The organism is Pseudomonas sp. D3-10 (assembly GCF_051132175.1).
In the GTDB taxonomy this organism is placed as follows: domain Bacteria; phylum Pseudomonadota; class Gammaproteobacteria; order Pseudomonadales; family Pseudomonadaceae; genus Aquipseudomonas.
Genome location: NZ_CP071668.1, coordinates 2,869,103 through 2,893,636 on the forward strand (window position 1 = coordinate 2,869,103; position 24,534 = coordinate 2,893,636).

Sequence of the window (24,534 nt, forward strand, 5' to 3'; positions counted from 1 at the left end):
ACGCTTCGCCGGTTTCAAAAAGCGTCCGATTTCGACAGCATCGCCCAACCCTGAGCTGAGCGTGCTCACCACTTCGAACGCTCGAACGACCCCAAGGAAGGAGGTCCATCATGTCCATTCAAACTCATGTCGCCATCATCGAGGCCAAGCTGCCCGGCTGGTTGAAGCGAGCCGCGCGCCCTCATCAGACGCGCTTGAAAGCCCTCATGAAGCAGTTACAGAGCGACAGCGACGCACTCAACGCGTTGGTTGCCGACCTGCCGAAACCAGCGGTTTTCGCAACCAACCTGCTGCAAGCCGAGCCACAGATACAACGCTGGATTGCGGTAAACGGCTTTGGCACGGCTGTCGATGCGGTGAGCAGGGCAAGGGTGAGTCGCACCCACTACATCCGTGACCCCGCCCTGACGGTGGTGAAAGCCGCGATGCAAAATTTCCCGCCCGCCGATGCTGTGACAGGCAGCGACTTCGATAGGGACGGCGTGCTCTACATTCAAGGTCGCAGCCTGGAGTTCCTGGGCGCCGAAGAACGATCGGATACCGCGGCATTGCCCATGTCACCCGCCGAATTTGCGCGTCTTTGTCGCCGGATCAACGCAGGCGGGGCTTACCGCCAGGTGCTCGAAAGCAGGTTGCCGCACCTCGGCGCCGAAGTCCTCGCCATTGCGCATGTCTACATGAGCTATGCACGCAGCCGTCTCGCCTACGATGCCTATGAAGCGAAGCTGGACGGGCGCCTGGATGAAACCGGCGAGCGGATGCTGGCCCACGTCGGTGTGCACCTGGAAGAGCGACCTGCCGTGCCGCTGGCTTGCGAGGTCAAGTCCCTTGAGCTGCTGTCGGTGCCGTTGTTCGGTGCACGGGTTTACTGGGGCGTGCAAGGCAACGCCGAAGGCGTTCGGCCAGTCGTCCTGCACATGCCCCATGATGCGGTGGCGCCCCTCAAGCAATTCAAAAGCCTGCAAGCCATGTCTGCCGAGCTGATCGAACGGGTACGTAAACGCAGTTATCGCCAGAGCCTGATGCATTACTTCCCGTTGCGCTTGCAGGCCTCGTTGGGGACCGCGTTGCACGATCAGGTGGAATGGCGGGTGGATGCCCACCCTAACGTGATGCAGGAGATCTACGGCCGCATCACCGGCTGGCGCGAGGGTGAGCGGGGCGAGGACGGGACGCGGGAACGCATCCGGGTGCCGATGCCAAAGGTTGCCTGGGGCCTGGGTGATCTGCGCGAGCAGCCCTGGCCCGCTTGCTATCGCGAGTGGCGCGGCCATGTATTGGCCAACGCGGCTACGCTGATGGTTCCCACCGAGGAGAAGGACTGGCAGGCGCGGATGGCGCGGTTTGCCTACTGGGAAAGCCTTGCCGAGCGTGCGTTGATGGTCACGGCCATGCTGTTCCCCTTCTACGCACCGGTTGGCATGACCGCGGCGGCGGTCGGGGGCGCGCAGATGGTGTATGAGATTTTTGAAGGCATCCAGGCGTTCAACGAAGGCCAGGCCCAGGAGGGCATCGACCATATCTTCAATGTCTTGTTCGGGATCGCCCAAGGTGCCTATCTGGGATTCGTGGGCGGGACCCTCGAGCCGATGTCCGCCCATGACGGTAGCACGCGCTTGTGGAACGGCGATGTGCGTAGTTTCCGGGCGCAAGGCGTGCCGCCGGCAGAAGCCGAACAGGACGCGTGGGGCGTCTGGCGCACACCGGAGCAGGCCTGGGTTCGAATCGACGATGACTACTTCGAAGTCCAGGGAGCCGGCGACGCGCTCGACCTGCGCTTGCCTGCCGACCATCGTGGTATCCGACCGCCCCTGAAGTGGAACCGTGCCCGTGGTTGGCAGTGGGCCCATCGCGATCCGATGCGGCAGGGCAACCTGGAGCTGCTGCGATCCTTCGCCGAAACACCCTCCGAGCTGGATGACCAGACAATCCTCTCATTGCAGCGCCAGACAGGTATCAACGAGGAACATCTACGCTATTTGCAGGTCGAGGGCCAGCCATTGCCGGCAATACTCGCCGACAGTCTGGATGACGCGAGGAACTGGCAGGACCTGAAACAGGCCGTCGCACGACTGCGCCGCAATGAGTCGATGGGGGGCGCGCACTTTCGGATCGTCCAGACCCTTGTCGATCTTCCAGGCTGGCCGAGAGGCGCCACGCTGCGCTACGACGATGGCGTCAGGGTCTACCCCATTGGGCGTGCGGGCGACGTGCGGTTTATCCGATTGACCAGCACAGATTTGCAGAGCGATGCCTGGGCCAACTATGTGCTCTCGAATTTGGGCAGGGAAGAACAGACCGAGATACTCGGGCAACGCAGCATCGGCCTGCGCCCAGCAGAGCGTAGTCGGCTGTTGGCGGACCGCTGGGCCGACCTGTTGGAGCGCAACGCGGCACGGGTGACCGATGGCATGCGTCGCGGTGTCGAGCTGGATCCGTTGGCCGCGCCGATCAAGCGTGCTTTTCCCGGTATGCCGGAGTCCATCGCCAACGAGCTTGCCCGTCAAACGACGGGGGTCGAACGGTTGCGCTTGGTCCAAGGGCGTGTGGCCGGGGACTTGGGTGACCAATGCGCCGAAGCGTTGCGTGAGTTGCGCCTGACCCGCGCGCTGGGCGCATTGGAACGCGGTGAAAGCACCGGCGACCGGGATCGCCTGGTCATGGGCCTGCTCGACCAGTCGCCGCTGGCCAAGGGGCGTTTGCATCTTCGCCTGTGGTCGCGGGAACTCCGGACTCCGCTTGAGCTGGAAGGAGAAGGGCCGATGAAGACCATCCGCCAGGAAGGTGAGCGATACCAGCCTTTCGATGAACAAGGTGAAGAACTGGCGGGCCCTCTCCCGTTGGAGGAAGCGCTGCTCAGGGCCATGCCCGATGACGCGCGCAAGGTGCTCGGCCTGGATATATGGGAAGCGACGAAGCTGCGCACCCGTTTGCTCGACCAGGCCTTGGATGATCGGCAGGCACTCCGTGGTTTCCTACAGATGAAGCGCATCGGTGATGACGGGCCCGGCCTGCAATCGCTCAACGGCCGCATGGGTTACCCGCTCAGCGGGCGTGGACGCCTTCCTCTATCGGCGTGGCGCAACGGCCTGGACCATCGGATCGAACAGCTTTATCCCGGTCATGCCGGTGATGCCATGGTCCAGCTTCGGCTGGATCTGAGCCAGCAGGCGAGGCGGGCGGGCACGACGCTGGAGGTGTTGGTCGACCGGCTGCAAGCCCAGTGGACGGCACTTGACCAAGAGCTGCATCACTGGGAATCCCATGGAGACGTGCATCACCCCGCCGAGAACCTGCTCGACCCGCAGGCGCGTGCCGAGCAGCGCAGGATCGTCGGCGGGGAAATCCGCCGTGCCTGGCGACGCACCCCGGTTCCGGGCCAGGAGGGGAGCGAGGTGCGGTTGAAGCTGTCGGGGCACTACCTCGGCCGATTACCGACCATCAGCGCAAATTTCGAGCACATCGAAGAGTTGATGTTGACGAATCTGAGCCTGGATGAGGACCCATCTGATTTCCTCCGGTTGTTTCCCAACATCGATACCTTGCACCTGCGGGGCAACCAGCTGAATACGATACCCGTGGCTGCCGGCGAGTTGCGCGGGCTGCTGGAGTTGTCAATGAAAGACAATCCCTTGTTGATGACCGCCGATGTCTTCGTACCTCTGCTTGGCGGCGATTCGGCGAGCAACCTGCATATCCTGAACCTGTCGGGAGTCAGCAGTGGGGTAGGGCCGTCGATGAGTGCCGCCACGGTCGAGGCCATCGGTCGCCTCGCCGAGCTGCCTTCGCTGCAGGACCTGGTATGGGCTGATAATCTGCATTTCACTCCCGAGCAGCTGCGAGCCATCGCCGCCTTGCCGGAGCTGCGCATCTTGAACCTGTCGCGCTGTGGCCTGAGGCTCGATGAGGAAGGCAGCGCATTCCTGCGCACGGCGACCGGGCTGGAGGAGCTCGCCTTGAACGGCAACAATTGCACCCATCTGCCAAGCCTGCCCGAGCTCAGACTGTTGCGGGACCTGGGACTGGCCAATACCGGGCTCGATACGGTGCCCCCGGCGGCCCTGGCGATGCTGTCCAATCCATCCGCCGCGCATATCACCCTTGACCTCATGAATAATCGGATCAGCAATATCCAGGATGACCTGCTGCCTCTATTGGGCGGTGAGCCAACACCTGAGGTGCTGGCAATACTCCTTCAGAACAATCCGTTGCCGAGCGCCCAGATCCAAGCGCTTCGCGTCTTGCGACCGGAGGCCTTTCGCTACACGGCCGATGATTGGTTGGAGGGCTTTGACTCTTTTCGAGGCTCCCTGGAGGCGGCGCGCGATGAGCCCGGGAACAGGCGGTTCATTGACTGGTTTTCAGTCCGGATGACCAGCGATATCAACAGTGCCGACCCGGGGCTGCCGTCCAATGCTCGTTCCAGGGGAGCCGCCGTGCTTCAGCATTACACGAATTTCGAGGACATCTATGCCGAGCTACCGAGCCGACTGACAGACTTTGATCCATAACTGGCAGCGCTGCGCAGCCGGTTGCAGGCGCGCATCCTGGACAGGGTATCGCCTGATTTGTCAGAGCTTGAAGTACACATATCCATGTTCATTACGGTACAGCGCGCCCGCCTTTTGAATGAGCCAGTGCCTTTTGCCAGTTTCATGAGAATTCAATACGACTTCTGGAATTACTCGCTATCGCTCAGGCCGCTCACTGTTGCCGAGCGTGCCGCACTGATGAGCCGGGAGGCGTTCATCGACTGGCTTTGCACGGCCCAGGACATTTTCAACGATGCTGATCAAGTCGCTTGCGTAGGGGAAACCACTTGGCGGCCGTACCTTGGCCTGATGTCCCGGGACTGGACTGAAGGAGCGACCATTTGGGAAAGCGTGGACGAGAAGCTGTCGGATGCCTTCAGCGAACCGGTGGACGCGGCCGGCTGGCCGCAAGCGCTGCTGGACAACCTCAGGCATCCAGCCGCCGATCTACCGAGTGCCTGGGAGCACGCTCCGGTGGATGGCCAGATGGTTTGGCGCCGAGCGAACCTGGAGGCCGTGAACGATGTGGACTGGACTGCTGGCCAGCCGGTGGCACTCAATGATGATCAGTTCCGGCGCACCATGGCGATCTACCGCTCGGTGAGGACTCGGGAGATCGACGCCCTGGTTCGTCGCGTGACTACCGATCTGGTCGATCCATGGTGGCCGTTGCGGCCTCAATAGCGTCCATACCCTTGCCTGAGGCCTGTCGCCTGAATACCAGGGCCTTGAGGCCACAGGCCGGGTCAGCGTCTGGAAACTCCGGGGGATTGGCCAGCCGCTCTGCAAATAACAGCCCCGGCGCTTCGCGCATGACACCGTCGATGAGGAAGTCCGGGCCGGTGGCCGGATCGTTGCTGCAAGCCAGGACGGTTCCGGCAGGCGTCAACAGTTCCGGCAGGCGGCGCAGTACACGCTGATAGTCCTTGGTCAGCAGAAAGCTGCCTTTCTGGAAAGTGGGTGGATCGATGATGACAAGGTCGTACGGCCCGTTGTTGATGACCTTGCCCCAGGACTTGAACAAGTCGTGGCCGAGGAAACTGACCTGGCCCAGGTCATGGCCATTCAACCGGTGATTGTCGCGTCCACGGCTCAAGGCCGCGCGGGACATATCCAGGTTGACCACGTGGTGCGCACCGCCGGCAATGGCCGCTACCGAAAAACCGCAGGTGTAGGCGAAGAGGTTCAGCACCCGCATGCCAGAGGCATTGGCCCGCACCCAGTCGCGCCCGTAGCGCATGTCGAGGAACAGGCCGTTGTTCTGCTTCCTTCCCAGATCGATTCGGTAGCGCAGGCCGCCTTCGGTCAGGGTCCATTCATCGATCGGTTCGCCTATCAGCCACTGGGTGAGACTGTCGGGCAGGTATCGATACTGCACGGCGAGGGTATGGGCGCCGCTGTGTTGCCAGGCGGGCGAGGCGGCGAGGGCGCGCAGCATGGTGAACAAGTCATCCAGTTGCGTTGGATCGGGCTCCTTGAACAGCGAAACCAGCACCACGCCTTGCAGCCAGTCGACAGTGATTTGCTCCAGCCCTGGCCAGCAGCGCCCGCGGCCGTGGAATAGGCGACGGGTTTCGTCGGGCACCGATCCCAGCGCCGTCGACAAGTGGCTCTGCAATGTTTGAAGGGCTTGAGGATTCATCAGGAAAAACGCCAGCGACTCGAAAGGCCGGCATTTTAACCACCGGCGAACCGGGTGCAATCCCTATGGCGAGCAAGCTTGCTCGCGCTTGAGTGCGAAACGCTCACACGATTGGGGCTGCTGCTAGCCGCCGCTGGTCGCCAGGATGCTCGCCACCTGTTGCGGCTGGCAATTGAGATAGGCCGAACGCTTGAGCCACGCCGGGTCGGGGTACCAGGAAAACATGAATTGCCCACCCTTGAGCTTGTCGATCACCTGGCGCGCCACTTGCGGGCGTACGGCGGGGCAGCCGAGGCTGCGGCCGATGCGACCCTGGCGCGCGCTCCACAGCGGATTCACATAATCGGCGGCGTGGATCACGATCGCCCGGTCCCGGGCCAAGTCGTTGAAACCGGGTTCGAGGCCGTCCATGCGCAGGGAGTAGCCATGGGCGCCCTGGTAGCTTTCCTGGGTACGGAACAACCCGAGGCTGGACTGATAACTGCCCAGGCGATTAGAGAACTGCGTGGCGAAGTTTTCCCCGGATTTCTGCCCGTGGGCCACCAGGTCGCGCAGCACCAGCTTTTTCTGGCGCAGGTCGAAAATCCATAGCCGGCGGGCCGTGGACGGTTGCGAATAGTCGATCACCGCCAGGTGGCGGGCCTGTCCAGCGCCGTTGGCAACTGCGCACTGCATCGCACTCAGGGCACTTTTCAGCGCCTGGGGATTGAGTTCCGGCGCGGCGTGGGCGAGGCTGTTGTAAAGAGGCTGGGTCTTGGGTTTTTCGGCCAGCGCGGGGCTGCACACGACGCCCAGGCTGGTCATGACCAGGCAAAGTCGGCGCAAGTAGGCCGATACAGGCGAAAACAGCTTATGGTGGCGTTCGTTTGCGGCATCCCGTCCGGTTTCGTTTGTCTGCATGATGGCGGGTCGTACCTGTCGCAAAAATTCACCGTCAACGAGACGGCCATGGATTGGAGTAAAGCAGTTGTTTAAAAAGCCCGCATGTTACCTGAGCCTTTTATTGCTCGTTGCGCCATTGGTCGCTACGGCCGATGACGGCGATCCGGGGCAGGCGCAAACCACGCTGGCGCAGCTGTCGGTCAACTGCCCTGAGTTGGCTGCAAGCGTTGATTTTCCGACAGTCATGAGCTTGCAGTCCCTGTACCAGCAAAACGCAGGCCAGGCGATCTGGATGGACGATGAGCGGTTACAGGCGCTACAAATCCAATTGCAACAACTGGCGGATGATGGAATGGATCCGGCCCGCTACAGCCTACCGGGCCAGGGCGCCTATTCGAATGCGGCGTGTACCGACATCGCCATCAGCCAACGCTACCTGCAAGCCCTGCATGATTTGCGCTTCGGTTATCTGCCACAGAACCGCCTGGAGCCGATCTGGAAAGCCAATCCGCAAGCGCCGGATCGTCGATCCATGGTGCTGCACTTCGCCATCGCGGGCCTGCACAATCCGGCAGAGGCTTTCGAACTGGCTCGGCCGAGCCTGACGCTCTATCGCAACCTGCGCGAGCTTTACGTCCGGCAGCGGCAGCAACCCCTGGCGGACTGGCAATCGGTGCCCGGTGGTCCGCTTTTGCAGCCAGACAAGCGCGACGCCCGCGTCCCGGCACTCGCCCGGCGCTTGTTCAACGAAGGCTACCTGAGCGTGCCGCCACTCGATGCCGATGAGCATTACAGCCCGAGCCTCGTGGACGCGATGAAGAATTTCCAACTTGACCATTCGCTACAAGCGGATGGGGTAGTGGGCCCCTGGACCGTCTCCGAGCTCAACATCAGCCCGGCCATGCGTCGCGAGCAGTTGCGCATCAACCTGGAGCGCATGCGTTGGTTGGCCCAGGACCTGGAGCCGGACAGCGTGCTGGTCAACGTGGCGGCGGCGCAACTGACGGTTTACCAGGGCGGCGCTCCAGTGTGGCAAACCCGCACCCAGGTGGGGCGTGCCGAACGCCAGACGCCGCTGATCAAATCGCGTATCACCCGCCTGACGCTGAACCCCACCTGGACGATCCCGCCGACCATCATGCGCGAGGACAAACTGCCCGAAATCCGTCGCGACCCGGAATTTCTCACTCGGCACAATCTCCGTGTGCTCGATCGGGACGGCTTGCCGGTGGCAGCGGAGAGTATCGACTGGGAGCACCCCGGCGATCTCATGCTGCGCCAGGATGCCGGCTCGAAGAATCCCTTGGGCAAACTGGTCGTGCGCTTTCCCAACCCGTTTTCCGTGTACCTGCACGACACGCCCAGCCAGGCTTTGTTTAGCAAAGGCCCGCGGGCCTTCAGCTCTGGCTGTGTGCGCATCGAGCAGGTCATGCACATGCGGGACTTGCTCGTAACCCCGGCCGAACGCAAGCGGACCGACACGCTGCTGGCAAGCGAGCTGACCCATGAATTCAGGCTGGCCAAGCCCGTGCCGATCCTGCTGGGCTATTGGACAGTGCAAGCGGACAGCCAGGGCCGGGCGGTGTATATCCCGGATATCTACCAACGCGATATCGCCCTGTCTGCCGCTGACCGCCGTGCGCTCTGAGCACAGGGGGCTCAGGCGCAGGCCGCTTCGCCCGTTACATGGGCTGTCTCGTCAGTTGTCGAAAAGAGCCGTTGGCCAAGGGCCTCTGCCGTTTGCAGATGTAGCTTCGGATCGAGGCTTTCCGATTCGAGCAATCTGTCGGAGCTCACGACGTGGGCGCCGCAGTAGTCGAAGATGCCGTGTTCGATTTGCGTGACCATCGCCTTGTCGTAGCCGTGGCGTTCGAAACTGCCGGCATCTGCGCCGCCTACGCCCACCAAATGAACCCGCAGCCGCTGGAGTTTCTGGACAAATGGTTGACCGGGGATGTAATCGAACGCCCAGCCGTTGGAAAATACCCGATCGATCCATCCCTTGAGCAATGCCGGCATCGACCACCAGTAGATCGGGTACACCACGACCAATGCGTCGGCACGGTCGATCCGGGCCTGCTCGGCCAGAACATCGGCGGGCGGTGCTGCAACGCGGCGATGAACCGCACCGTCGGCGTAATCAAAGCGTGGGTCGAATCCTTCGGCCGCCAAATCGGCTATCTCGAACGTATCCGTCGGATTGGCTTGATTGATCCCGTTGCCAATGGCTTGGGCGAGGGCATGGGTCAAAGAACCCGGGTTATGGTGAGCAACAACGATAACGGCATGCATATGGATTTCCTCTGGTATCGCGCATTAACAAGCGCGTATGATCAGCTAAGTTACTGAACGTAAGTTACCGTTGGTATAGTTAACATGTCAACCCACGAAGAAAATGGGCCCCCCGGCGGTGCACCCCGGCGGCGGCTATCGCGCGCCGACAGGCAACGGCAGCTGTTGGAAGTCGCCTGGCGCATGGTGCGCGAAGAAGGCAGCGAGGCGCTGACCCTGGGCCGCCTGGCGGAACAGGCTGGCGTGACCAAACCCATCGTCTACAACCACTTCATCACGCGATCAGGGCTACTGGCCGCGCTTTATCAGGATTTCGATGTCCGTCAGACCGCGTTGATAGGTGCCGCGATCGACGCCAGCGAGCCGGATCTGGAAAGCCGCGCGCAGGTGATTGCTGGCTCCTTTGTGGATTGCGTGCTGCTTCAGGGAAGGGACATACCGGGCGTCAGCGCGGCGCTGAGCGGCACGCCTGAACTTGAGTCCATAAAAAGGGAATGTGAACGAAGCTTCCTGGAAAAATGCCGATCGGTCCTCGAACCCTTCGCCGGAACCGGACGCCTTTCCCAAGCGAGCCTGCGGGCGATGCTGGGGGCGGCGGAAGCGTTGTCCGATGCGGCGGCCAATGCAGAGGTCAGCGCGGAGGAGGCCAAGCGGGAGTTGTTCCTGACCATCGTTGCGATGGTCGAGCGGGCTGCCGGAAATGCCTCAAACTGATCAACCGCTATCGCGAGCAGGCTCGCTTTCAAAGTCTTGTGAACGGAACAACCCCATGTGGGAGCGAGCCCGCTCGCGATGGCGGCAACATATTCAACCTCTCTCCAAGGATTCTCCACCAAGAAAAAACGAACCCCAGGCTCCTTTTTCGGTTCTTAACTGATGTCCCTTGATAACAGGGACATCAGGCGGGGCCGCGGTCTTGCCCACCAAACACTGCGATCAAAGGAGGCGACATGCCCAACTCCTTCCATTCGCCCTGGTGGAAGAACGCTGTGATCTACCAGGTTTATCCTCGCTCTTTTGCCGATGCCAACGGCGATGGCATTGGCGATCTTCCCGGTTTGACGGCACGTCTGGACCATCTGCAACGTCTGGGCGTCGATGCATTGTGGCTGTCGCCGGTGTACCGCTCGCCGATGTGTGACGCAGGCTACGACATCTGCGACTACACCGATGTCGATCCGCTCTTCGGCAACCTGGCCGACCTCGACGCATTGATTGCCCAGGCCCACGAACGAGGCTTGAAGGTCCTACTCGACTTCGTGCCCAACCATACGTCCGACCAGCATCCCTGGTTCCTCGAATCACGTTCCAGCCGCGACAACCCCAAGCGCGACTGGTACATCTGGCGCGACCAGCCCAACAACTGGCGGGCCTCGATCGATGGCGGCAGCGCATGGACCTGGGACGAGACCAGCCAGCAGTACTACTTGCACTTCTTTTTGCCGCAACAACCGGATCTCAATTGGCACAATCCCGAAGCCGTGGCCGCCATGCACCAAGTCCTGCACTTCTGGCTCGAGCGCGGCGTGGACGGGTTTCGCGTCGACGTGGTGCATTGCGTCGGCAAGGACCCGAGTTTCGCCGACGACCCGCGCTGCATGGCCGGTGAAACGATGGTCAAGATCAACGACCAGCCCTATAGCCATGAAGTGTTGCGAGGGTTGCGACGCCTCGTTGACAGCTACCCCGGCGAGCGGGTGCTGATCGGTGAGGTGAACATTCGCTCCACGGCGCAGGTGGCGGCCTATTACGGCGCCAGTGACGAATTGCACATGTCATTCAATTTTCCACCCCTGGACGCCCCCTGGGACCCGGTGGTGTTTCGCATGTGCATCCGCGAGGTGGAAAACGACCTCGGCCCCTTGCAGGCCTGGCCCACGTGGGTACTGTCCAACCACGACAACAGCCGTCACCGCAGTCGCTATGGTGGCTCGTTGCGCCGGGCGAGGGCCGCGGCAGTGATGCTGCTGACGCTGCGGGGCACACCCTTCATCTACCAGGGCGAGGAATTGGGGCTGGAAGACACCCAAGTAACCGCCCAGACCCGCGTCGATCCTGGCGGGCGGGACGGCAGCCGGGCACCGTTGCCGTGGACGTCCCAGGCGCCGCACGGTTGGTCGGGGCAGGCGCCGTGGTTGCCATTTGCAGCAGACGCCGGCGCGTTGTCGGTGGAGTCGCAGGAACGTGCCGCCGATTCGGTGTTGGCCCTTTATCGCCGTTTGCTCGCCTGCCGTCGCAATAGCCTGGCGCTGCGCCTGGGCGGCTGGGAAGAACTGCCGTCCCATCCACAAGTGCTGGCCTATCGTCGCCATTGTGAAGGCGACGAGCGCCTGGTCTGCATCAACTTTGCCGACAACGAACACACCTTTCCTTTGGCCGATCCCTGGCGGGTGGAAGTCGCCAGTGATGGGGCGGACGAAGGCCAGCCGTTCAGCGGTCTTCTGGCTGCCGAGCAGGCCGTGATCCTGTGTCGATAAGGAGTGATCAATGAAAGCCAATTGGCACCGAAACACTTTGATCTATCAGATCGATCCATCCTTGTTCTACGACAGCAACGGCGATGGCCGGGGCGACCTTAAGGGCATCATTCGCCAGCTCGACTACCTTCAGGCGTTGGGCGTCGGTGCGCTCTGGCTGATGCCGCTGTATCGGTCACCGTTCAAGGACGCCGGTTATGACGTCAGCGATTTCATGGCACTGGACCCGCGCTTTGGCAGCGAAGAAGACTTGCGCCAGTTGATCGTCCAGGCCGGTGAGCGCGGCATTCGAGTGATCCTTGAATTGGTGGTGCAGCACACCAGCGATCAGCACCCCTGGTTCCTTCGCGCGCGGCGGGACAAGGACAGCGTCTATCGAGATTATTATCTGTGGTCCGACACGCCGGTGGACGATGGCAACCAGCCAATCTTCCCATCGGTGGAGGACAGTATCTGGCGCTGGGACGAACAGGCCGGACAGTACTATCGACACCTGTTCTACCGCCATGAGCCGGACCTCAACCTGGCGAACCCTCGCGTGGTCGAGGAGATCGAGCGCATCATGGTCCATTGGCTCGAGCTGGGCATCGCCGGCTTTCGTCTCGATGCCGCTTCACACCTGGTGGAGCAGGCTGGCGGCGGCGATGAAGAGCAGGGCGTCTGGGTGCTCGACCGATTCTACAAATGCATGACCCGCATCAACCCCGAAGGCGTGCTGATGGGCGAAGTGGATGTCGAGCCGGAGCGCTTCAGCCACTATTTCGGTACTGGGGAACGCTTGGGCCTGGTCTTGGATTTCTGGGTCAACAATCATCTATTCCTGGCACTGGCCCGTGGCGAGGCCGAGCCTTTGCAGCGGGCCATCATCCGGCGTCCGGCGCCACCGGATGGTGCGAATTACGCGGTCTGGCTGCGCAACCATGACGAACTCGATCTGGAGCGCTTGAGTGAGCAGGAACGCGAGGAAGTGATGCAGGCGTTCGCCCCGGAACCGGACATGCGCCTGTACGGCCGAGGCATCCGCCGGCGCCTGGCGCCGATGCTCGGCGGCGATGTCCAGCGCCAGGCCTTGGCCCAGGCATTGTTGTTGTCACTGCCCGGGACGCCGATCGTGCGCTACGGCGAAGAAATCGGCATGGGCGAGGACTTGTCCCGTCCCGAGCGCCTTTCGGTGCGCACGCCCATGCAATGGAGCGACGAGGCCAATGCCGGGTTCTCATCGGCCCAGCGCCTGGCCGCGCCGCTGATCGACGAAGGGCCGTTCGCCTATACGCGACTGAACGTGGAAGCGCAGCTGGATGACCCCGATTCGCTGCTGGCTCGCGCCCGTCGATTGCTGTTGGCGCGCAGGCGGTTGGGTGAAGTGGGCGACGGCAAGGCGCGCCTGTTGACGGTCGATCATCCAGCGGTGTTCGCCATCGCGCATGAATGCAGAGCCACCTCGGTGATGCTGGCGAATCTCGGCACCGACGCGGTCACCGTGCAGTTGCGCGAGCTGGACCTGGAGGGTTTCGAGGAAGTGCTCTCGGACAGCCCGTACCCGGCCCCGGCGCAATCGAAGCTGGCGCTGAACGGATACGGGTATCGCTGGTTCCGGCGCAGTGGCTCAGAACAGTAGCAGCACGAGCGCCAACAACCCGCCACAGGCCAACAGCAGGGCCGACACCTGTGTCGAGCTCAGGGCCAGCGCAGAGTCCCGGGAGCGGCCGTTGAAGCGGCCGCGGGTACGATGCATGGACTCCTGTGGCTCGAACAGATTGTCCGGGCGCTGATTGTCGTCATCCTCGTTGGTCATTTGCCCCGACCAGGCGTTGCGGGCCAACAGGCGATCGAGCAGCCCAGGCATCAGACACGTGCCGACAATGGCTTTGAGCGACGCCGCACCCAGCCACAATTCCCTGGGCGTGCGCTTGACCACGCTCAATATCGCCCGGGCGGCCACGTCCGGATCATGAATCGGTGGCACCGGTTGCGGGCGCTTGCCCAGCTTGTTCCGGGCCCAATCGAACTGCGGCGTGTTGATCGCCGGCAGTTGCACCATGCAGACCTTGATTTTGCTGTGCTCATGAAGCAGTTCGCAGCGCAATGAATCGGTAAAGCCACGCACCGCGAACTTGGCCCCGCAATAAGCGGCTTGCAGGGGAATCGCGCGGTAGGACAGCGCCGAGCCGACCTGGATGATCACCCCGCGATTACGTCGTCCCATCAGGTCCAGCGCTGCGAGGGTGCCGTGGACGGTGCCCAGGTAAGTCACCTTCGTGACTCGGTGGATTTCTTCGGCGCTCAACTGACGGATCGGCGAAAACACCGTGACCATTGCGCAGTTGATCCACACATCGACAGGTCCCAGTTCGCGCTCCATCCGCTGGGCCGCTTCGAAGACTGCATCGGCGTCGGCGACATCGACGCTGATCGCCAGGCACGTCGTACCCAATTGGTTCAGTTCTTCTGCGGTAGCCGCCAAGGCTTGTTCGCCCCGGGCCAGCAACCCGACGCGGTAGCCCGCCGCGGCAAACCGGTGGGCGGTCGCACGACCGACGCCGGCGGTGGATCCACTGATGACAACGACAGGTGGGTTTCGCTCATCCATTGCGTTCACATCCGATCAATAGCCTGCGCCCTCTGGCGCTGTTGGTTTCCAATTATTGTGAAAATCCCGGCTGGCGTAGGTTCAGGATTTTTTGCGGTCGGGCTCTCAGGGTTGCACTTATATGAAGCCGTCGGTGCCCGATCGCACCATCGCAAGGCAAAGGAACAGGCGGATGTCGCCCACGGGTTTCGGGTAGCCGAGCTGACCCCTTCGCGAGCTAGCCCGCTCCCACAAGGGGCTGGCGGCGAATATGCGATTGTTGATGAGGTTTGGCACGCTCGCTGCAAGACCTTGTCCAGGCCCACCGTGAACACAATCGAGTGGGCAGCCCCGTCGGTCAACGAAGATCGAGCGCCAGCAGGCCGGGGGATAACGGTAGATCAGGGCGCAGCCGCCGGGTCGATACCGCACAGAACAGGCAAAGACGCCTGGAACCGCAAGGTTTCAGGCGTCTTTTTTTTGCTTTCAAAAAACCGTGATGGGCTTTTGTCGGGTGCTTTTATGAATTCCAACGTTGCTTCCCTGAACAAACTGCAAACGCTGATCGTGATCGGCAATGGCATGGTCGGCCATCACTGCGTCGAGCAACTGATCGAGCGCGGTGCCCTCAACCATTACCGCGTGCATGTCTTCAGCGAAGAGCCGATGCGGGCCTACGACCGCGTGCATCTGTCCGAATATTTTTCTGGGCGAGACGCCGAATCCCTGGCCCTTGGCGAAGCGACGTTGTACCAGACGCCGGGTGTGACGTTGCACCTGGGCGTGCCGGTATTGGAAATCGACCGCCAGGCGCGTGAGGTGGTCACCGCCACTGAACGCCTCGGCTATGACAAGCTGGTGCTCGCCACCGGTTCCTATCCGTTCGTGCCGCCGATCCAGGGCGCCGAGGGTGATTCTTGCCTGGTCTACCGCACCCTCGAAGACCTCGATGCGATCCGCGCCGCCGCCAGCAACGCCCGTCGTGGCGTGGTGGTCGGTGGCGGATTGTTGGGCCTGGAAGCGGCCAATGCCTTGAAGAGCCTCGGCCTGGAAGCTCACGTCGTGGAATTTGCCCCCCGGTTGATGCCCGTGCAATTGGACGAGCAAGGCGGCCTGGCACTCAAGGCGCGCATCGAGAAACTGGGCGTTGGCGTGCATTTGTCCAAGGGCACCCAATCGATCAGCGCGGGCGAGCAGTACCGTTATCGGATGAACTTCGGCAACGACGATTTCCTCGAAACCGACTTGATCGTGTTTTCCGCCGGTATTCGCGCCCAGGATGCGTTGGCCCGTCAATGCCAATTGCCGATCGGCCCCCGCGGTGGCGTGGTAATCGACGACCATTGCCAGAGCAGCGACCCGGACATTTACGCCATCGGCGAATGTGCGGCGTGGAACGGCAGCATTTTTGGCCTGGTCGCGCCGGGCTACCAGATGGCCCGCAACGTCGCGTCGCGCCTGTGCGGCGAAGCCGGCGAGGCGTTTACCGGCGCGGACATGTCCACCAAGCTCAAACTGCTGGGCGTGGACGTCGGCTCCATCGGCGACGCACACGGCAACACGCCGGGTTCGCGCAGCTTCCAGTTCATCGACGAAACCAGCGCCAGCTACCGTCGCCTGGTAATCGACGCTGACGGCAAGCGCGTGATCGGCGCGGTGCTGGTAGGCGACAACAGCTACTACGACACCTTGCTGCAGTACATGCAGAACGGCATCGCGTTGCCCAAGGACGCCGCCAGCCTGATCCTGCCATCGTCCGAAGGCGCCCCGACACTGGGCCCGGCGGCTTTACCCGAAACCGCCACCCTCTGCTCGTGCCACAACGTCACCAAGGGGGCGGTCTGCTCGGCCATCGACGGCGGCTGCACCGATCTCGGCCAGCTCAAGTGCGACACCAAGGCCGGCACCGGTTGCGGCGGCTGCGCGGCGCTGGTCAAGCAAGTCTTCGAGCACGAACTGATCGCCCGCGGCGTCAGCGTCGACAAGAGCCTGTGCGAACACTTCGCCTATACCCGCCAGGAACTGTATGCCCTGGTGCGCGTGGAAGGCATCATCAGTTTCGAAGAATTGCTCGCCAAACACGGTCGTGGCCACACCGGTTGCGACCTGTGCAAACCGGCCGTGGGCTCGATCCTGGCGTCGTGCTGGAACCAGCCGATCATGGACCCGCACCTGGTGCCGTTGCAGGACACCAACGACACCTTCATGGCGAACATGCAGAAGAACGGCACCTATTCGGTGGTGCCGCGCATCGCCGGTGGAGAAATCACCGCCGACAAACTGATCGCCATCGGCGTGGTTGCCAAGAAATACGACCTTTACACCAAGATCACTGGCGGCCAGCGCATCGACCTGTTCGGCGCGCAGCTGCACCAGTTGCCGGACATCTGGGCGGAATTGATCGAAGCCGGGTTCGAAACCGGCCACGCCTACGGCAAATCCACGCGCACGGTAAAATCCTGCGTGGGCAGCACCTGGTGCCGCTACGGCGTGCAGGACAGCGTGCAAATGGCCCTGACCATCGAGGATCGCTACAAAGGCCTGCGCTCGCCCCACAAGCTCAAGTTCGCGGTGTCTGGCTGCACCCGTGAGTGCGCCGAAGCCCAGAGCAAGGACGTCGGCGTGATCGCCACTGAAAAGGGCTGGAACCTCTATGTGGCCGGAAATGGCGGTATGCGTCCGCGTCACGCCGAACTGTTCGCCACCGACCTGGACGATGCGACGCTGATCCGTTACATCGACCGCTTCCTGATGTTCTACATCCGCACCGCCGACAAGCTGCAACGCACCTCGGTGTGGCGCGAGAGCCTGGAAGGTGGCCTGGACTATCTCAAGGACGTGATCATTCACGACAGCCTGGGCCTGGGCGCCGAGCTCGAAGCGCAGATGCAACTGGTGGTCGATCGCTACGAATGCGAATGGGCCAACGCCCTGAAGGACCCGGAAAAGCTCAAGCGCTTCCGCACCTTCGTCAACGACAAGCGCGGCGATCCAGACGTTCATTTCGTCCGCGAACGCGGCCAGCGCCGGCCGGTGCATGCCGGCGAACTTCACCTGATTCCCGTCACCGAGGAGGTGCTCTGATGAGCCAGCCAAACGTCGTTCGTATCGCCCAAGAATCCGTGCAATGGCGTGCCCTGTGCAGCCGCGAGGACCTGGTGCCCAACTCCGGCGTGGTCGCCTGGCACGACGGCAGCCAAGTGGCGCTGCTCTATCTCCCAGAGCATGCGGACAAGCCACTGTACGCCGTCGATAATCGCGATCCGAAGTCCGGCGCCAACGTCATCGGCCGCGGCCTGTTGGGCAATATCAAGGGCGAACTGGTCATTGCCTCGCCGATGTACAAACAGCATTTCCGCCTGGAAGACGGCCTTTGCCTGGAGTACCCGGAGCAGCGCTTGCGCGTCTGGCCGGTGCGTTTGAATGGCGATGTGGTGGAAATAGGCGAGGGCTGATTAGCTTGCCTGATTGTGGCGAGGGGATTTATCCCCGCTCGGTTGCGTAGCGACCGTAAGATTTTTTGGGCCGCTGCGCAGCCCAGCGGGAGCAAGCTCCCTCGCCACGACAGCGGCCACTTTGTTTGAGATTGGGGATTAGTAATGAAGACCGCCGCGCAACTGGTAAGACTCAAGAGCGTACAGAACCAGCAGGTCCACAGCATCGCACCGGATCAGACCGTGCTCGAAGCGTTGCAGATCATGGCCGAGAAAAATGTCGGTGCGCTGCCGGTGATCGAAGGCGGGCAGGTGGTGGGGGTGTTCAGCGAGCGGGACTATGCGCGCAAGATGGTCCTCAAGGGCCGTTCATCCGTGGGCACTGCGGTGCGCACCATCATGAGCACGCCGGTGATCACCGCCGACAGCCAGCAGAGCATCGACCGCTGCATGGCGGTCATGACCGACAGCCACCTGCGGCATTTGCCGGTGCTGGAAAACGGCGAGCTGATCGGGCTGTTGTCCATTGGCGACCTGGTCAAGGAAGCGATCGTCGAACAAGCGGACCTGATCCGGCAGTTGGAGCATTACATTCGCGGGCATTGAGCACCTGCTGTGCCCTTGTGGCAAGAGAGCCTGAAAGCCATTCAATCGCTTCCGTGCTGGGCCGCATCAGCGCTTGGCCGGTGCTGGCGCAACAATTCGATTTGTTGGGCGGGAATCAAGGTGCGCAAGGATTTATAGAGGGCGCGGGTTTCCAACAGGTTCCACACGCGCAACATGGTTTCCAGCGCATCGAGGGGTTTGCTGATGAAGTCGCGCGCGCCCAGCGCCAGGGCACGCAGGCGGGTGTCGCGGGTCGCGTCGGCCGTCAGGACCAGGATCGGCAGGTAATCATTGGCCGGGATCCGCCGGTCGAGCTGCTCCAGCACTGCGAAGCCATCGAACGCAGGCATGTGCAGGTCCAGGATGACCAGGTCCGGCTCGAAACTGTTGAACAGGTCAAGGGTGCGCAGCGGTTCGGTGCTGCTCAGTACATTGTGCAGCCCTTCGCGGGCGAGCAATTGCTCCATCAGATCCAGGTTGGGGCGCTGATCGTCGATGATCAGGATGCGCAGGTCGCGATTCATGCGGACTCCGGTAGATAACGCTCAAGGTGGCCAAGAAAGGCCTGGATATGAATGGGTTTGGTGAGGATCGCCGTGGCGCCGGCGTCAAGCAGGGCGCGGTGGGACAGGTCGCTGGCATCGGCGGTGATCATCAACACCGGCGTGTAGGCCGTGGTCGGGGATTGGCGCAGGCGGCGAAGAACTTCAAGGCCATCCAGATCGGGCAATGTCACGTCCAGCAGGATCAATTGCGGCGCGTGCTGGCGAGCCAGGTCGAGGCCCATCTGGCCTTGCATGCTGGACAGCAACTGAATGCCTGGACGGCGTTGCATCAGGGTCTCGATCAGGGCGAGGCTAGACAGGTTGTCCTCGATGCACAGCACCTTGCCGTCGAATTCGGTGCGTGGGCGTGCCACTTCCAGCGCAACCATGGGCGGCAGGTGAGCGCCGGATACCCGGGCGCCGGGCAGTCGCAAGGTGAAGCAACAGCCTTGTCCCGGATCGCTGCGTACTTGCAGGCTGCCTTGCATCATCTCCAGCAGGCTCTTGCTCAGCGAAAGGCCGAGCCCGGTGCCTTCGACCTGGGGATCCGCGCCGAGGCGCTCGAATGGCTTGAACAGCTGATCCAACAGCTCGGGGGCGATGCCACGCCCGGTGTCGCTGATGGCGATACTGACATTGGGAGCTTCAGCCGTGACCTCAATGCGTACTTCGCCACCCGGCTGGTTGTATTTGATGGCATTGGACAGCAGGTTCAGCAATACCTGCACCAGGCGCTGGCGATCGGCAAGCACGCCGCTGCCCTCGGGCAGCGATGCAAGCTCGGCCAGATGGATCCCGGCGTCGGCCGCCATCGGCGACACCAGCGTCAACGCTTCGTGCAGCACCGCCGGCAATCCGATCGGTTCGATGTTCAGGGGCAGGCGGCCGGCTTCGATTCGGGCGATGTCGAGTACCTCGTTGATCAACGCCAACAAGTGCTGACCGGCTCGCAGGATGTGGCTGACTTGCGGGCGCTGGCCGGCAATGGAATCCATGTCCAGCAGTTGCGCGAAGCCCAGGATTGAATTCAACGGCGTGCGCAGTTCATGACTCATGCGCGACAAGAACTCACTCTTGGCGCGACTGGCGCTTTCGGCTTCTTCACGGGCCGTGCGCAGGGCTATCTCGGCGGCCCGTCGGTCGGTGATGTCCCGGGTGATCTTGGAGAAGCCTCGCAGGGCGCCGGTGCTGTCGTATTGGGCGGTAATCACCACGCTGGCCCAGAAACGACTGCCGTCCTTGCGGCATCGCCAGCCTTCTTCCATGTAATGACCTTCGCGGGTGGCCGCGAGCAAGGCCATGTCCGGATGCGCCGGGCATTCTTCGGCCAGGTAGAACAACGAGAAATGCCGGCCGAGCACTTCCTGTTCGGTATAGCCCTTGATCCGTTCGGCGCCGACGTTCCAAGTGATCACGTGGCCTTGGGCGTCCAGGGCGAAGATCCCGTAGTCCTTCACCCCATCGATGATCAGCCGCAGGCGTTCTTCGTTGTCGCGCAAGGCTCGTTCCCGCTCGGCCAATAATTGCCCAGCCTCCACCAGGCGCGTGCCCAACTGGCCGATCTCATCGCGCTCCGGTGGTTGTGGCAACAGCGGTTGGCCCAGCGCCAGACGCTGGGCGTTGCCTTGCACCTTCTGGACCCGGGCGACGATGCCCTTGGACAGGAACAGCACTGCAACGATGGCGCCGAACAGTCCGCACAGCGCCGCCAGCAGAGTCGCGAACAACAGGCGCATGCGCGTAGCGGAAGCGGCGGCGCTGCGGTCGGTGAGCAGGGCGTCCTCACGGATACGCATGGCGCTGATCTGCTCGCGCAGCACGTCCAGCACTTGTTTGTTTCGATCAGGATGGCGGTGATGGTCGCGGTGTCGTCGCCTTTGCCGGTGCGCAGGGAGACCAGTCCGTTGAGCTTTTCAGTGATCAGCGGCGTGATGGTCTTGAGGTGCTCGCGCATCCTGGCGTCGCGGATATTATGATCCAGGCGTTGCAGGGCGGCCTGGATCTTTGGGGTGGCCTGTTCGTAGCCGGGCAGGAAATCTTCGCGGCGGGTCAGCAGGTAACCGCGCACGCTGGCGGCTGCTTCGGCCAGTAGGGTGTGCACCGCCTGGATGTCGCCCTGTACCAGCAGCACCCGGCGCACATCCTCTTCGGCGCGTGCGGTCTGGCGCTCGGTGATGTAGATCAGCACCAGTGACAGCAACAGGACAACCAGCGGCAGGGAAATCACCACCAATGCCTTGCCCCGCAAGGGCAGGTCGGCCCAGCGACGGGCCGCGAGGATCTTCATGGCCATTGCCCCGACGGTTGCGCGACCAACCCCAGGGCGACACCGCGCACCGCGGCCTGGGTGCGGTCGGCGGCGCCAAGCTTGCCGATGACCCGCTCGACATGGGCCTTTGCGGTGCCGGGGGCGATGCCGAGTTTTTCGCCGATTTCACGATTGCTGAAACCACTGGCGACCAGGCCGAGCACCTGCCGCTCACGGGCGGTCAGGGCCTGGACCTGAGCCGTACCTCCGGCGCCGCGCTCGGCCATGCGCCGCAAGAGGCGGGCGCTGACCGAGCTGTTCAAGGCTTCCTCTCCCTGGGCGACCCTTCTGAGCGCGTCGATCAACTCGGCGCGACTGGCATCCTTGAGCAGATAACCGACGGCGCCCGCGCCGATGGCCGCTTCCAGGTGGTCGGGGCTGTCGTCCATGGTGAAAATCATGACCTTGAGCTGCGGCTGGCGTTGTTTCAGGATGCGCGCCGCGCCGAGGCCATTGAGCACCGGCATGCGAATATCCAGGATCGCGATGTCCGGTTGCAGCTGCTGGCACAAATCGAGTGCCTCCTGGCCGTCTCTGGCCTGGCCGACCACCTCGAAGCCCTCGATACCGCAAAGCATTGAAATGAAACCGGTACGGGTCACTTCGTGATCATCGGCCAACAGCACGCGCAGAGGACGGTTCATGATTGGCCTCCATGGGTTGGCAGGGGCACGCTGGCCAACAGGCGAGTACCACCGTTGCGTTCGCTGCGACAGTCCAGATGGCCTCCCAGGAGGCTGGCACGTTCCTGCATGGCCGCCAGGCCCAGGTGGCTGGAGCCATGGCTTTCGATGGGCGGTTCGAGGGCAAACCCGCGGCCATCGTCCTCGACCCGCAACGTTGCCCGTCCGTCACGCACCACCAAGCCAAGGCAAACATGCCTGGCCTGGGCATGCTTGAGGATATTGTTGATGCCTTCCTGGGCGATGCGGAACAGGGCAATCTCGGCGTTTCCCGACAGCCGCGCAGCGCTGTGCTCGACCCAGTCCACCGTCAGCCCGGCGTCACGCAGGCGATCGGCTTCCTTGTCGATGGCGGTGTACAAGCCAAAATCGTCCAGTACATGGGGGCGAAGGCCGCCGATCAACTGCCGGCTCTCGCCGACGCAACGCTGGGCCAGGTCGAGGATGGCCTGGTGTTCGCTGTCCAGCGTCGACGACAGCGGCGGGCAGCGGCCGGCGAAACCTTGCAGGCGCTGATGCAGCCCCGCGAGGTTCTGCGCAAGGCCATCGTGAAGGTCATAGGCCACGCGCTTGCGTTCGTCTTCCTGGGCGCTGAATAGCCGATGGACCAGCTCGGACATGGTCCGCTCACGGGCTTGCAGCGCCTGGAGCAGCCGGCTGTTTTCCAGGTGCGCCGCCAGCAGCGTCGCAAGCAATTGCAGCGACTCGATGTCCTCGTTGTCGGGGGCCCCGAGGGGCACGCTGTTACCCAGCAGCAGGGCACCGAACACGATGCCGTCCGCGCCTCGCAGCGGCACGCGCAGAACCTGCGCCAGGGTTTTCCCCGGACAGTCCAACCACTGCGGTTCGGGCGCCGACGGCTGCGCGAGCTGGGCAAGCAAATCGAGCCCATCGCCGCTGCCGTGACTGGCAACGGTTTGCAACGTGGCTTGCGGCGTCCACTCCAGCAGCAAGCCATGGTCCATGGCGACGAATGCGCACGCTCGCTGCACCGCGCGCTCGCGCATTTGCGCCAAGGGCAGGCGGGTCAATTCGTGCCCGGTGCCCAACAGAAGGCCCAAACGTGCCGCGCGGCTTTGCGACTGGCGGTATTGGCTGCGGATCGCCAGGGCGCTGCCAGGGTCGTGGGGTGGGCTTTGCATGGGGGAACTCCAGCGTGGACGTGAACCGGCCTGGTTCGCGATGGCGACATTAGACCTTGGGATCGGCACCTGGCCTATCTGCCGAATGGCATAGGCGATCAACACCGGTTGGCCGATGGCGAGCGCTGCGGGGATCGGCAAAGTGGGGCCATTGAAACCCAAAGGACCACAACGATGAAAATGAAAACCTGTGCCATCGCCGCTTTTTTCGTGCTGGCTGCTCCCTTTGTCCAGGCTGCGGAGACCGCGCCGTTCGTCTATCGCACCGTCGTCGAGCAACCGCAAAAGCAAACCGACCGGGAAATAGCGGGGCTTTTCGACCGCTGGAACGCAGCACTGCAAACCGGCAGCGCCAGCGCGGTGACCGCCCTCTACGCGCCGGATGCGGTATTGCAACCGACTGTTTCCAACAAGGTGCGCAGCACACCGGACCAGATCCAGGATTACTTCGTGCACTTCCTGGCGGCCAAGCCGGTCGGGGTAATCAACTACCGGGAGATCCGTCACCTGGGCGCCGACGCTGCGATGGACAGCGGGGTCTACACGTTCACGCTGACCCAGGCCGACGGTTCCAAGCGAGAGGTCCAGGCGCGGTACACCTTCCTCTATGAACGACTCGACGGGCAGTGGAAAATCATCAACCATCACTCATCGGCCATGCCTGAAGTGCCCAAGACCCTCCACGCCAGCCATTGAGACCGCCGGTGCCTTTGTCATATGTCAGCCCCGGCACCGTCGGCACATCCCACTCTGCGCCAAGGTATGCGCGCCAATGTCGAGAACGTCGCGGATAAACGGTATTGAAGTTCGGCGGGGGTTCGGATGACAGTGAGCCGGGGTTGACGCTGCGACGCCTCGGACTTATTCGGTTTCGGCGACCGTGGATTTTTGAATGTGGTTCTCTGAAGTGGAGGCATATCCGTTACCAGGATGACGGATATACAAACCGGCCAAGAGCAGCCTCAACCACCCCGAAACAGATCCCGCGAGTCCAGCAACCGCCAGGCAATTTCAGGCCGCTTCTCCAGCCCCCGGCGAATCGCAGCCGGGATCGACTGGCGAATCTTGCGGCACAGCCCCGGCTGCTCCTGGAATTCGATGGCAATACCGCGCATCGTCCGAACCTCGTTATAGCCGGGCTCGATGGTTACCCGCACACCCAGGTTCTCGAACAGCCGCTGCTGCAACCGTTCAAGCTCGTCCAGGCTCTGGATATTTTCCAGTCGCTCAAGCAGGCGTTTCTCTTCCTGGCGATTCAGGCAAAGGATGCGCAGATCGCTGCCCGGCGTTTGCAGCAACGCATCACGCCCGCAATCACAGACACCAGGCGGGCAGGGGGGACGGATGGGCATCGACGCGGTCATGGGCTCCACAAGCTCTGCAACACGACAAACCGCCTTCGGCGTAGGGACGATCCAGGCA

At 62.6% G+C, this 24,534-nt stretch carries 19 protein-coding genes and 1 pseudogene; 10 read left to right on the forward strand and 10 right to left on the reverse strand.

Annotated elements, in window-relative coordinates:
- Positions 1 to 110: 110 nt before the first annotated feature.
- Positions 111 to 4,511 carry a dermonecrotic toxin domain-containing protein gene (locus J3P90_RS12980; protein WP_434676523.1) on the forward strand — a complete coding sequence of 1,467 codons (4,401 nt, stop codon included), beginning with the start codon at positions 111 to 113 and terminating at the stop codon, positions 4,509 to 4,511.
- Positions 4,512 to 4,655: 144 nt separating this feature from the next.
- A complete protein-coding gene (locus J3P90_RS12985) occupies positions 4,656 to 5,216 on the forward strand; it encodes a hypothetical protein (protein ID WP_434676524.1) in 561 nt (186 codons plus the stop codon).
- Here the strand turns inward: J3P90_RS12985 and J3P90_RS12990 are convergent.
- Positions 5,173 to 6,174, reverse strand: a complete 1,002-nt coding sequence (locus tag J3P90_RS12990; protein ID WP_434647419.1) for a class I SAM-dependent methyltransferase — start codon at positions 6,172 to 6,174, stop codon at positions 5,173 to 5,175. The two genes, J3P90_RS12985 and J3P90_RS12990, sit on opposite strands and share 44 nt — an antisense overlap.
- 123 nt (positions 6,175 to 6,297) lie before the next feature.
- Complete coding sequence (locus J3P90_RS12995; protein WP_434564106.1) at positions 6,298 to 6,978, reverse strand: murein L,D-transpeptidase catalytic domain family protein; 681 nt, start codon at positions 6,976 to 6,978, stop codon at positions 6,298 to 6,300.
- Between the two features lie 163 nt (positions 6,979 to 7,141).
- Between J3P90_RS12995 and J3P90_RS13000 the strand changes: the two genes are divergently transcribed.
- On the forward strand, positions 7,142 to 8,704 hold the full coding sequence (locus J3P90_RS13000; RefSeq protein ID WP_434676525.1) for a L,D-transpeptidase family protein: 1,563 nt from the start codon (positions 7,142 to 7,144) through the stop codon (positions 8,702 to 8,704).
- An 11-nt stretch (positions 8,705 to 8,715) separates the two neighbouring features.
- Here the strand turns inward: J3P90_RS13000 and J3P90_RS13005 are convergent, their stop codons facing one another.
- Entirely contained in the window at positions 8,716 to 9,348 is a 633-nt protein-coding gene (locus J3P90_RS13005; protein ID WP_434611488.1) for an NAD(P)H-dependent oxidoreductase, read from the reverse strand.
- 84 nt (positions 9,349 to 9,432) lie between these two features.
- On the opposite strand from J3P90_RS13005, the gene J3P90_RS13010 reads away from it, so the two are divergent.
- From J3P90_RS13010 to J3P90_RS13020, 3 genes are all read left to right on the forward strand, one after another.
- The gene (locus J3P90_RS13010) at positions 9,433 to 10,062 is read left to right on the forward strand and encodes a TetR/AcrR family transcriptional regulator (RefSeq protein ID WP_434676526.1); all 630 of its coding nucleotides are present in this window, start codon (positions 9,433 to 9,435) and stop codon (positions 10,060 to 10,062) included.
- 236 nt (positions 10,063 to 10,298) lie between these two features.
- Positions 10,299 to 11,825 carry an alpha-amylase family glycosyl hydrolase gene (locus tag J3P90_RS13015; protein WP_434676527.1) on the forward strand — a complete coding sequence of 509 codons (1,527 nt, stop codon included), beginning with the start codon at positions 10,299 to 10,301 and terminating at the stop codon, positions 11,823 to 11,825.
- Positions 11,826 to 11,835: 10 nt separating this feature from the next.
- A complete protein-coding gene (locus J3P90_RS13020) occupies positions 11,836 to 13,443 on the forward strand; it encodes an alpha-amylase family protein (RefSeq protein WP_434676528.1) in 1,608 nt (535 codons plus the stop codon).
- Here the strand turns inward: J3P90_RS13020 and J3P90_RS13025 are convergent.
- The gene (locus J3P90_RS13025) at positions 13,432 to 14,415 is read right to left on the reverse strand and encodes an SDR family oxidoreductase (RefSeq protein WP_434674817.1); all 984 of its coding nucleotides are present in this window, start codon (positions 14,413 to 14,415) and stop codon (positions 13,432 to 13,434) included. The two genes, J3P90_RS13020 and J3P90_RS13025, sit on opposite strands and share 12 nt — an antisense overlap.
- Before the next feature lie 501 nt (positions 14,416 to 14,916).
- On the opposite strand from J3P90_RS13025, the gene nirB reads away from it, so the two are divergent.
- The 3 genes from nirB (at position 14,917) to J3P90_RS13040 (ending at position 18,434) form a co-directional block, all read left to right on the forward strand.
- Complete coding sequence (gene nirB / locus J3P90_RS13030; protein ID WP_434564067.1) at positions 14,917 to 17,478, forward strand: nitrite reductase large subunit NirB; 2,562 nt, start codon at positions 14,917 to 14,919, stop codon at positions 17,476 to 17,478.
- Complete coding sequence (gene nirD / locus J3P90_RS13035; RefSeq protein ID WP_420763929.1) at positions 17,478 to 17,849, forward strand: nitrite reductase small subunit NirD; 372 nt, start codon at positions 17,478 to 17,480, stop codon at positions 17,847 to 17,849. Before nirB ends, nirD begins: the two co-directional genes overlap by 1 nt.
- A 144-nt stretch (positions 17,850 to 17,993) precedes the next feature.
- On the forward strand, positions 17,994 to 18,434 hold the full coding sequence (locus J3P90_RS13040; protein WP_434647400.1) for a CBS domain-containing protein: 441 nt from the start codon (positions 17,994 to 17,996) through the stop codon (positions 18,432 to 18,434).
- Positions 18,435 to 18,475: 41 nt separating this feature from the next.
- Here the strand turns inward: J3P90_RS13040 and J3P90_RS13045 are convergent, their stop codons facing one another.
- The 5 genes and pseudogenes from J3P90_RS13045 to J3P90_RS13065 form a co-directional block, all read right to left on the reverse strand.
- Positions 18,476 to 18,958, reverse strand: a complete 483-nt coding sequence (locus tag J3P90_RS13045; protein ID WP_434674818.1) for a response regulator — start codon at positions 18,956 to 18,958, stop codon at positions 18,476 to 18,478.
- Entirely contained in the window at positions 18,955 to 20,775 is a 1,821-nt protein-coding gene (locus J3P90_RS13050; protein ID WP_434674819.1) for an ATP-binding protein, read from the reverse strand. The genes J3P90_RS13045 and J3P90_RS13050 overlap by 4 nt, the downstream gene beginning before the upstream one ends.
- A 164-nt stretch (positions 20,776 to 20,939) precedes the next feature.
- Positions 20,940 to 21,272: pseudogene (locus J3P90_RS13055) on the reverse strand (CHASE3 domain-containing protein); the annotation flags it as partial.
- Positions 21,263 to 21,931, reverse strand: coding sequence for a response regulator (locus J3P90_RS13060; protein ID WP_434564062.1), 669 nt, complete (start codon positions 21,929 to 21,931; stop codon positions 21,263 to 21,265). The pseudogene J3P90_RS13055 and the gene J3P90_RS13060, both read right to left, overlap by 10 nt.
- Positions 21,928 to 23,112 (reverse strand): sensor histidine kinase, encoded by a 1,185-nt coding sequence (locus J3P90_RS13065; RefSeq protein ID WP_434674820.1) that lies wholly within the window; start codon positions 23,110 to 23,112, stop codon positions 21,928 to 21,930. The genes J3P90_RS13060 and J3P90_RS13065 overlap by 4 nt, the downstream gene beginning before the upstream one ends.
- A 174-nt stretch (positions 23,113 to 23,286) precedes the next feature.
- On the opposite strand from J3P90_RS13065, the gene J3P90_RS13070 reads away from it, so the two are divergent.
- The gene (locus J3P90_RS13070) at positions 23,287 to 23,808 is read left to right on the forward strand and encodes an SgcJ/EcaC family oxidoreductase (protein ID WP_420763935.1); all 522 of its coding nucleotides are present in this window, start codon (positions 23,287 to 23,289) and stop codon (positions 23,806 to 23,808) included.
- A gap of 266 nt (positions 23,809 to 24,074) precedes the next feature.
- Here J3P90_RS13070 and J3P90_RS13075 read toward each other — a convergent pair whose 3' ends face one another.
- Positions 24,075 to 24,476: a hypothetical protein gene (locus J3P90_RS13075; protein ID WP_420763936.1), complete on the reverse strand. Its 402-nt coding sequence runs from the start codon at positions 24,474 to 24,476 to the stop codon at positions 24,075 to 24,077.
- Between the last annotated feature and the right edge of the window lie 58 nt (positions 24,477 to 24,534).

Excerpts from the sequence above, each read along its gene's own strand:
- J3P90_RS12995 (WP_434564106.1), bottom strand. The coding sequence starts at position 6,978 with ATGACCAGCCTGGGCGTCGTGTGCAGCCCCGCGCTGGCCGAAAAACCC.
- J3P90_RS12990 (WP_434647419.1), bottom strand. The coding sequence starts at position 6,174 with ATGAATCCTCAAGCCCTTCAAACATTGCAGAGCCACTTGTCGACGGCG.
- J3P90_RS13015 (WP_434676527.1), top strand. The coding sequence starts at position 10,299 with ATGCCCAACTCCTTCCATTCGCCCTGGTGGAAGAACGCTGTGATCTAC.
- J3P90_RS12985 (WP_434676524.1), top strand. The coding sequence starts at position 4,656 with ATGAGAATTCAATACGACTTCTGGAATTACTCGCTATCGCTCAGGCCG.
- nirB (WP_434564067.1), top strand. The coding sequence starts at position 14,917 with ATGAATTCCAACGTTGCTTCCCTGAACAAACTGCAAACGCTGATCGTG.
- J3P90_RS12980 (WP_434676523.1), top strand. The coding sequence starts at position 111 with ATGTCCATTCAAACTCATGTCGCCATCATCGAGGCCAAGCTGCCCGGC.
- J3P90_RS13020 (WP_434676528.1), top strand. The coding sequence starts at position 11,836 with ATGAAAGCCAATTGGCACCGAAACACTTTGATCTATCAGATCGATCCA.
- J3P90_RS13050 (WP_434674819.1), bottom strand. The coding sequence starts at position 20,775 with ATGCGTATCCGTGAGGACGCCCTGCTCACCGACCGCAGCGCCGCCGCT.
- J3P90_RS13025 (WP_434674817.1), bottom strand. The coding sequence starts at position 14,415 with ATGGATGAGCGAAACCCACCTGTCGTTGTCATCAGTGGATCCACCGCC.
- J3P90_RS13075 (WP_420763936.1), bottom strand. The coding sequence starts at position 24,476 with ATGACCGCGTCGATGCCCATCCGTCCCCCCTGCCCGCCTGGTGTCTGT.
- J3P90_RS13065 (WP_434674820.1), bottom strand. The coding sequence starts at position 23,112 with ATGCAAAGCCCACCCCACGACCCTGGCAGCGCCCTGGCGATCCGCAGC.
- J3P90_RS13045 (WP_434674818.1), bottom strand. The coding sequence starts at position 18,958 with ATGAATCGCGACCTGCGCATCCTGATCATCGACGATCAGCGCCCCAAC.
- nirD (WP_420763929.1), top strand. The coding sequence starts at position 17,478 with ATGAGCCAGCCAAACGTCGTTCGTATCGCCCAAGAATCCGTGCAATGG.
- J3P90_RS13070 (WP_420763935.1), top strand. The coding sequence starts at position 23,287 with ATGAAAATGAAAACCTGTGCCATCGCCGCTTTTTTCGTGCTGGCTGCT.
- J3P90_RS13010 (WP_434676526.1), top strand. The coding sequence starts at position 9,433 with ATGTCAACCCACGAAGAAAATGGGCCCCCCGGCGGTGCACCCCGGCGG.
- J3P90_RS13040 (WP_434647400.1), top strand. The coding sequence starts at position 17,994 with ATGAAGACCGCCGCGCAACTGGTAAGACTCAAGAGCGTACAGAACCAG.
- J3P90_RS13060 (WP_434564062.1), bottom strand. The coding sequence starts at position 21,931 with ATGAACCGTCCTCTGCGCGTGCTGTTGGCCGATGATCACGAAGTGACC.
- J3P90_RS13005 (WP_434611488.1), bottom strand. The coding sequence starts at position 9,348 with ATGCATGCCGTTATCGTTGTTGCTCACCATAACCCGGGTTCTTTGACC.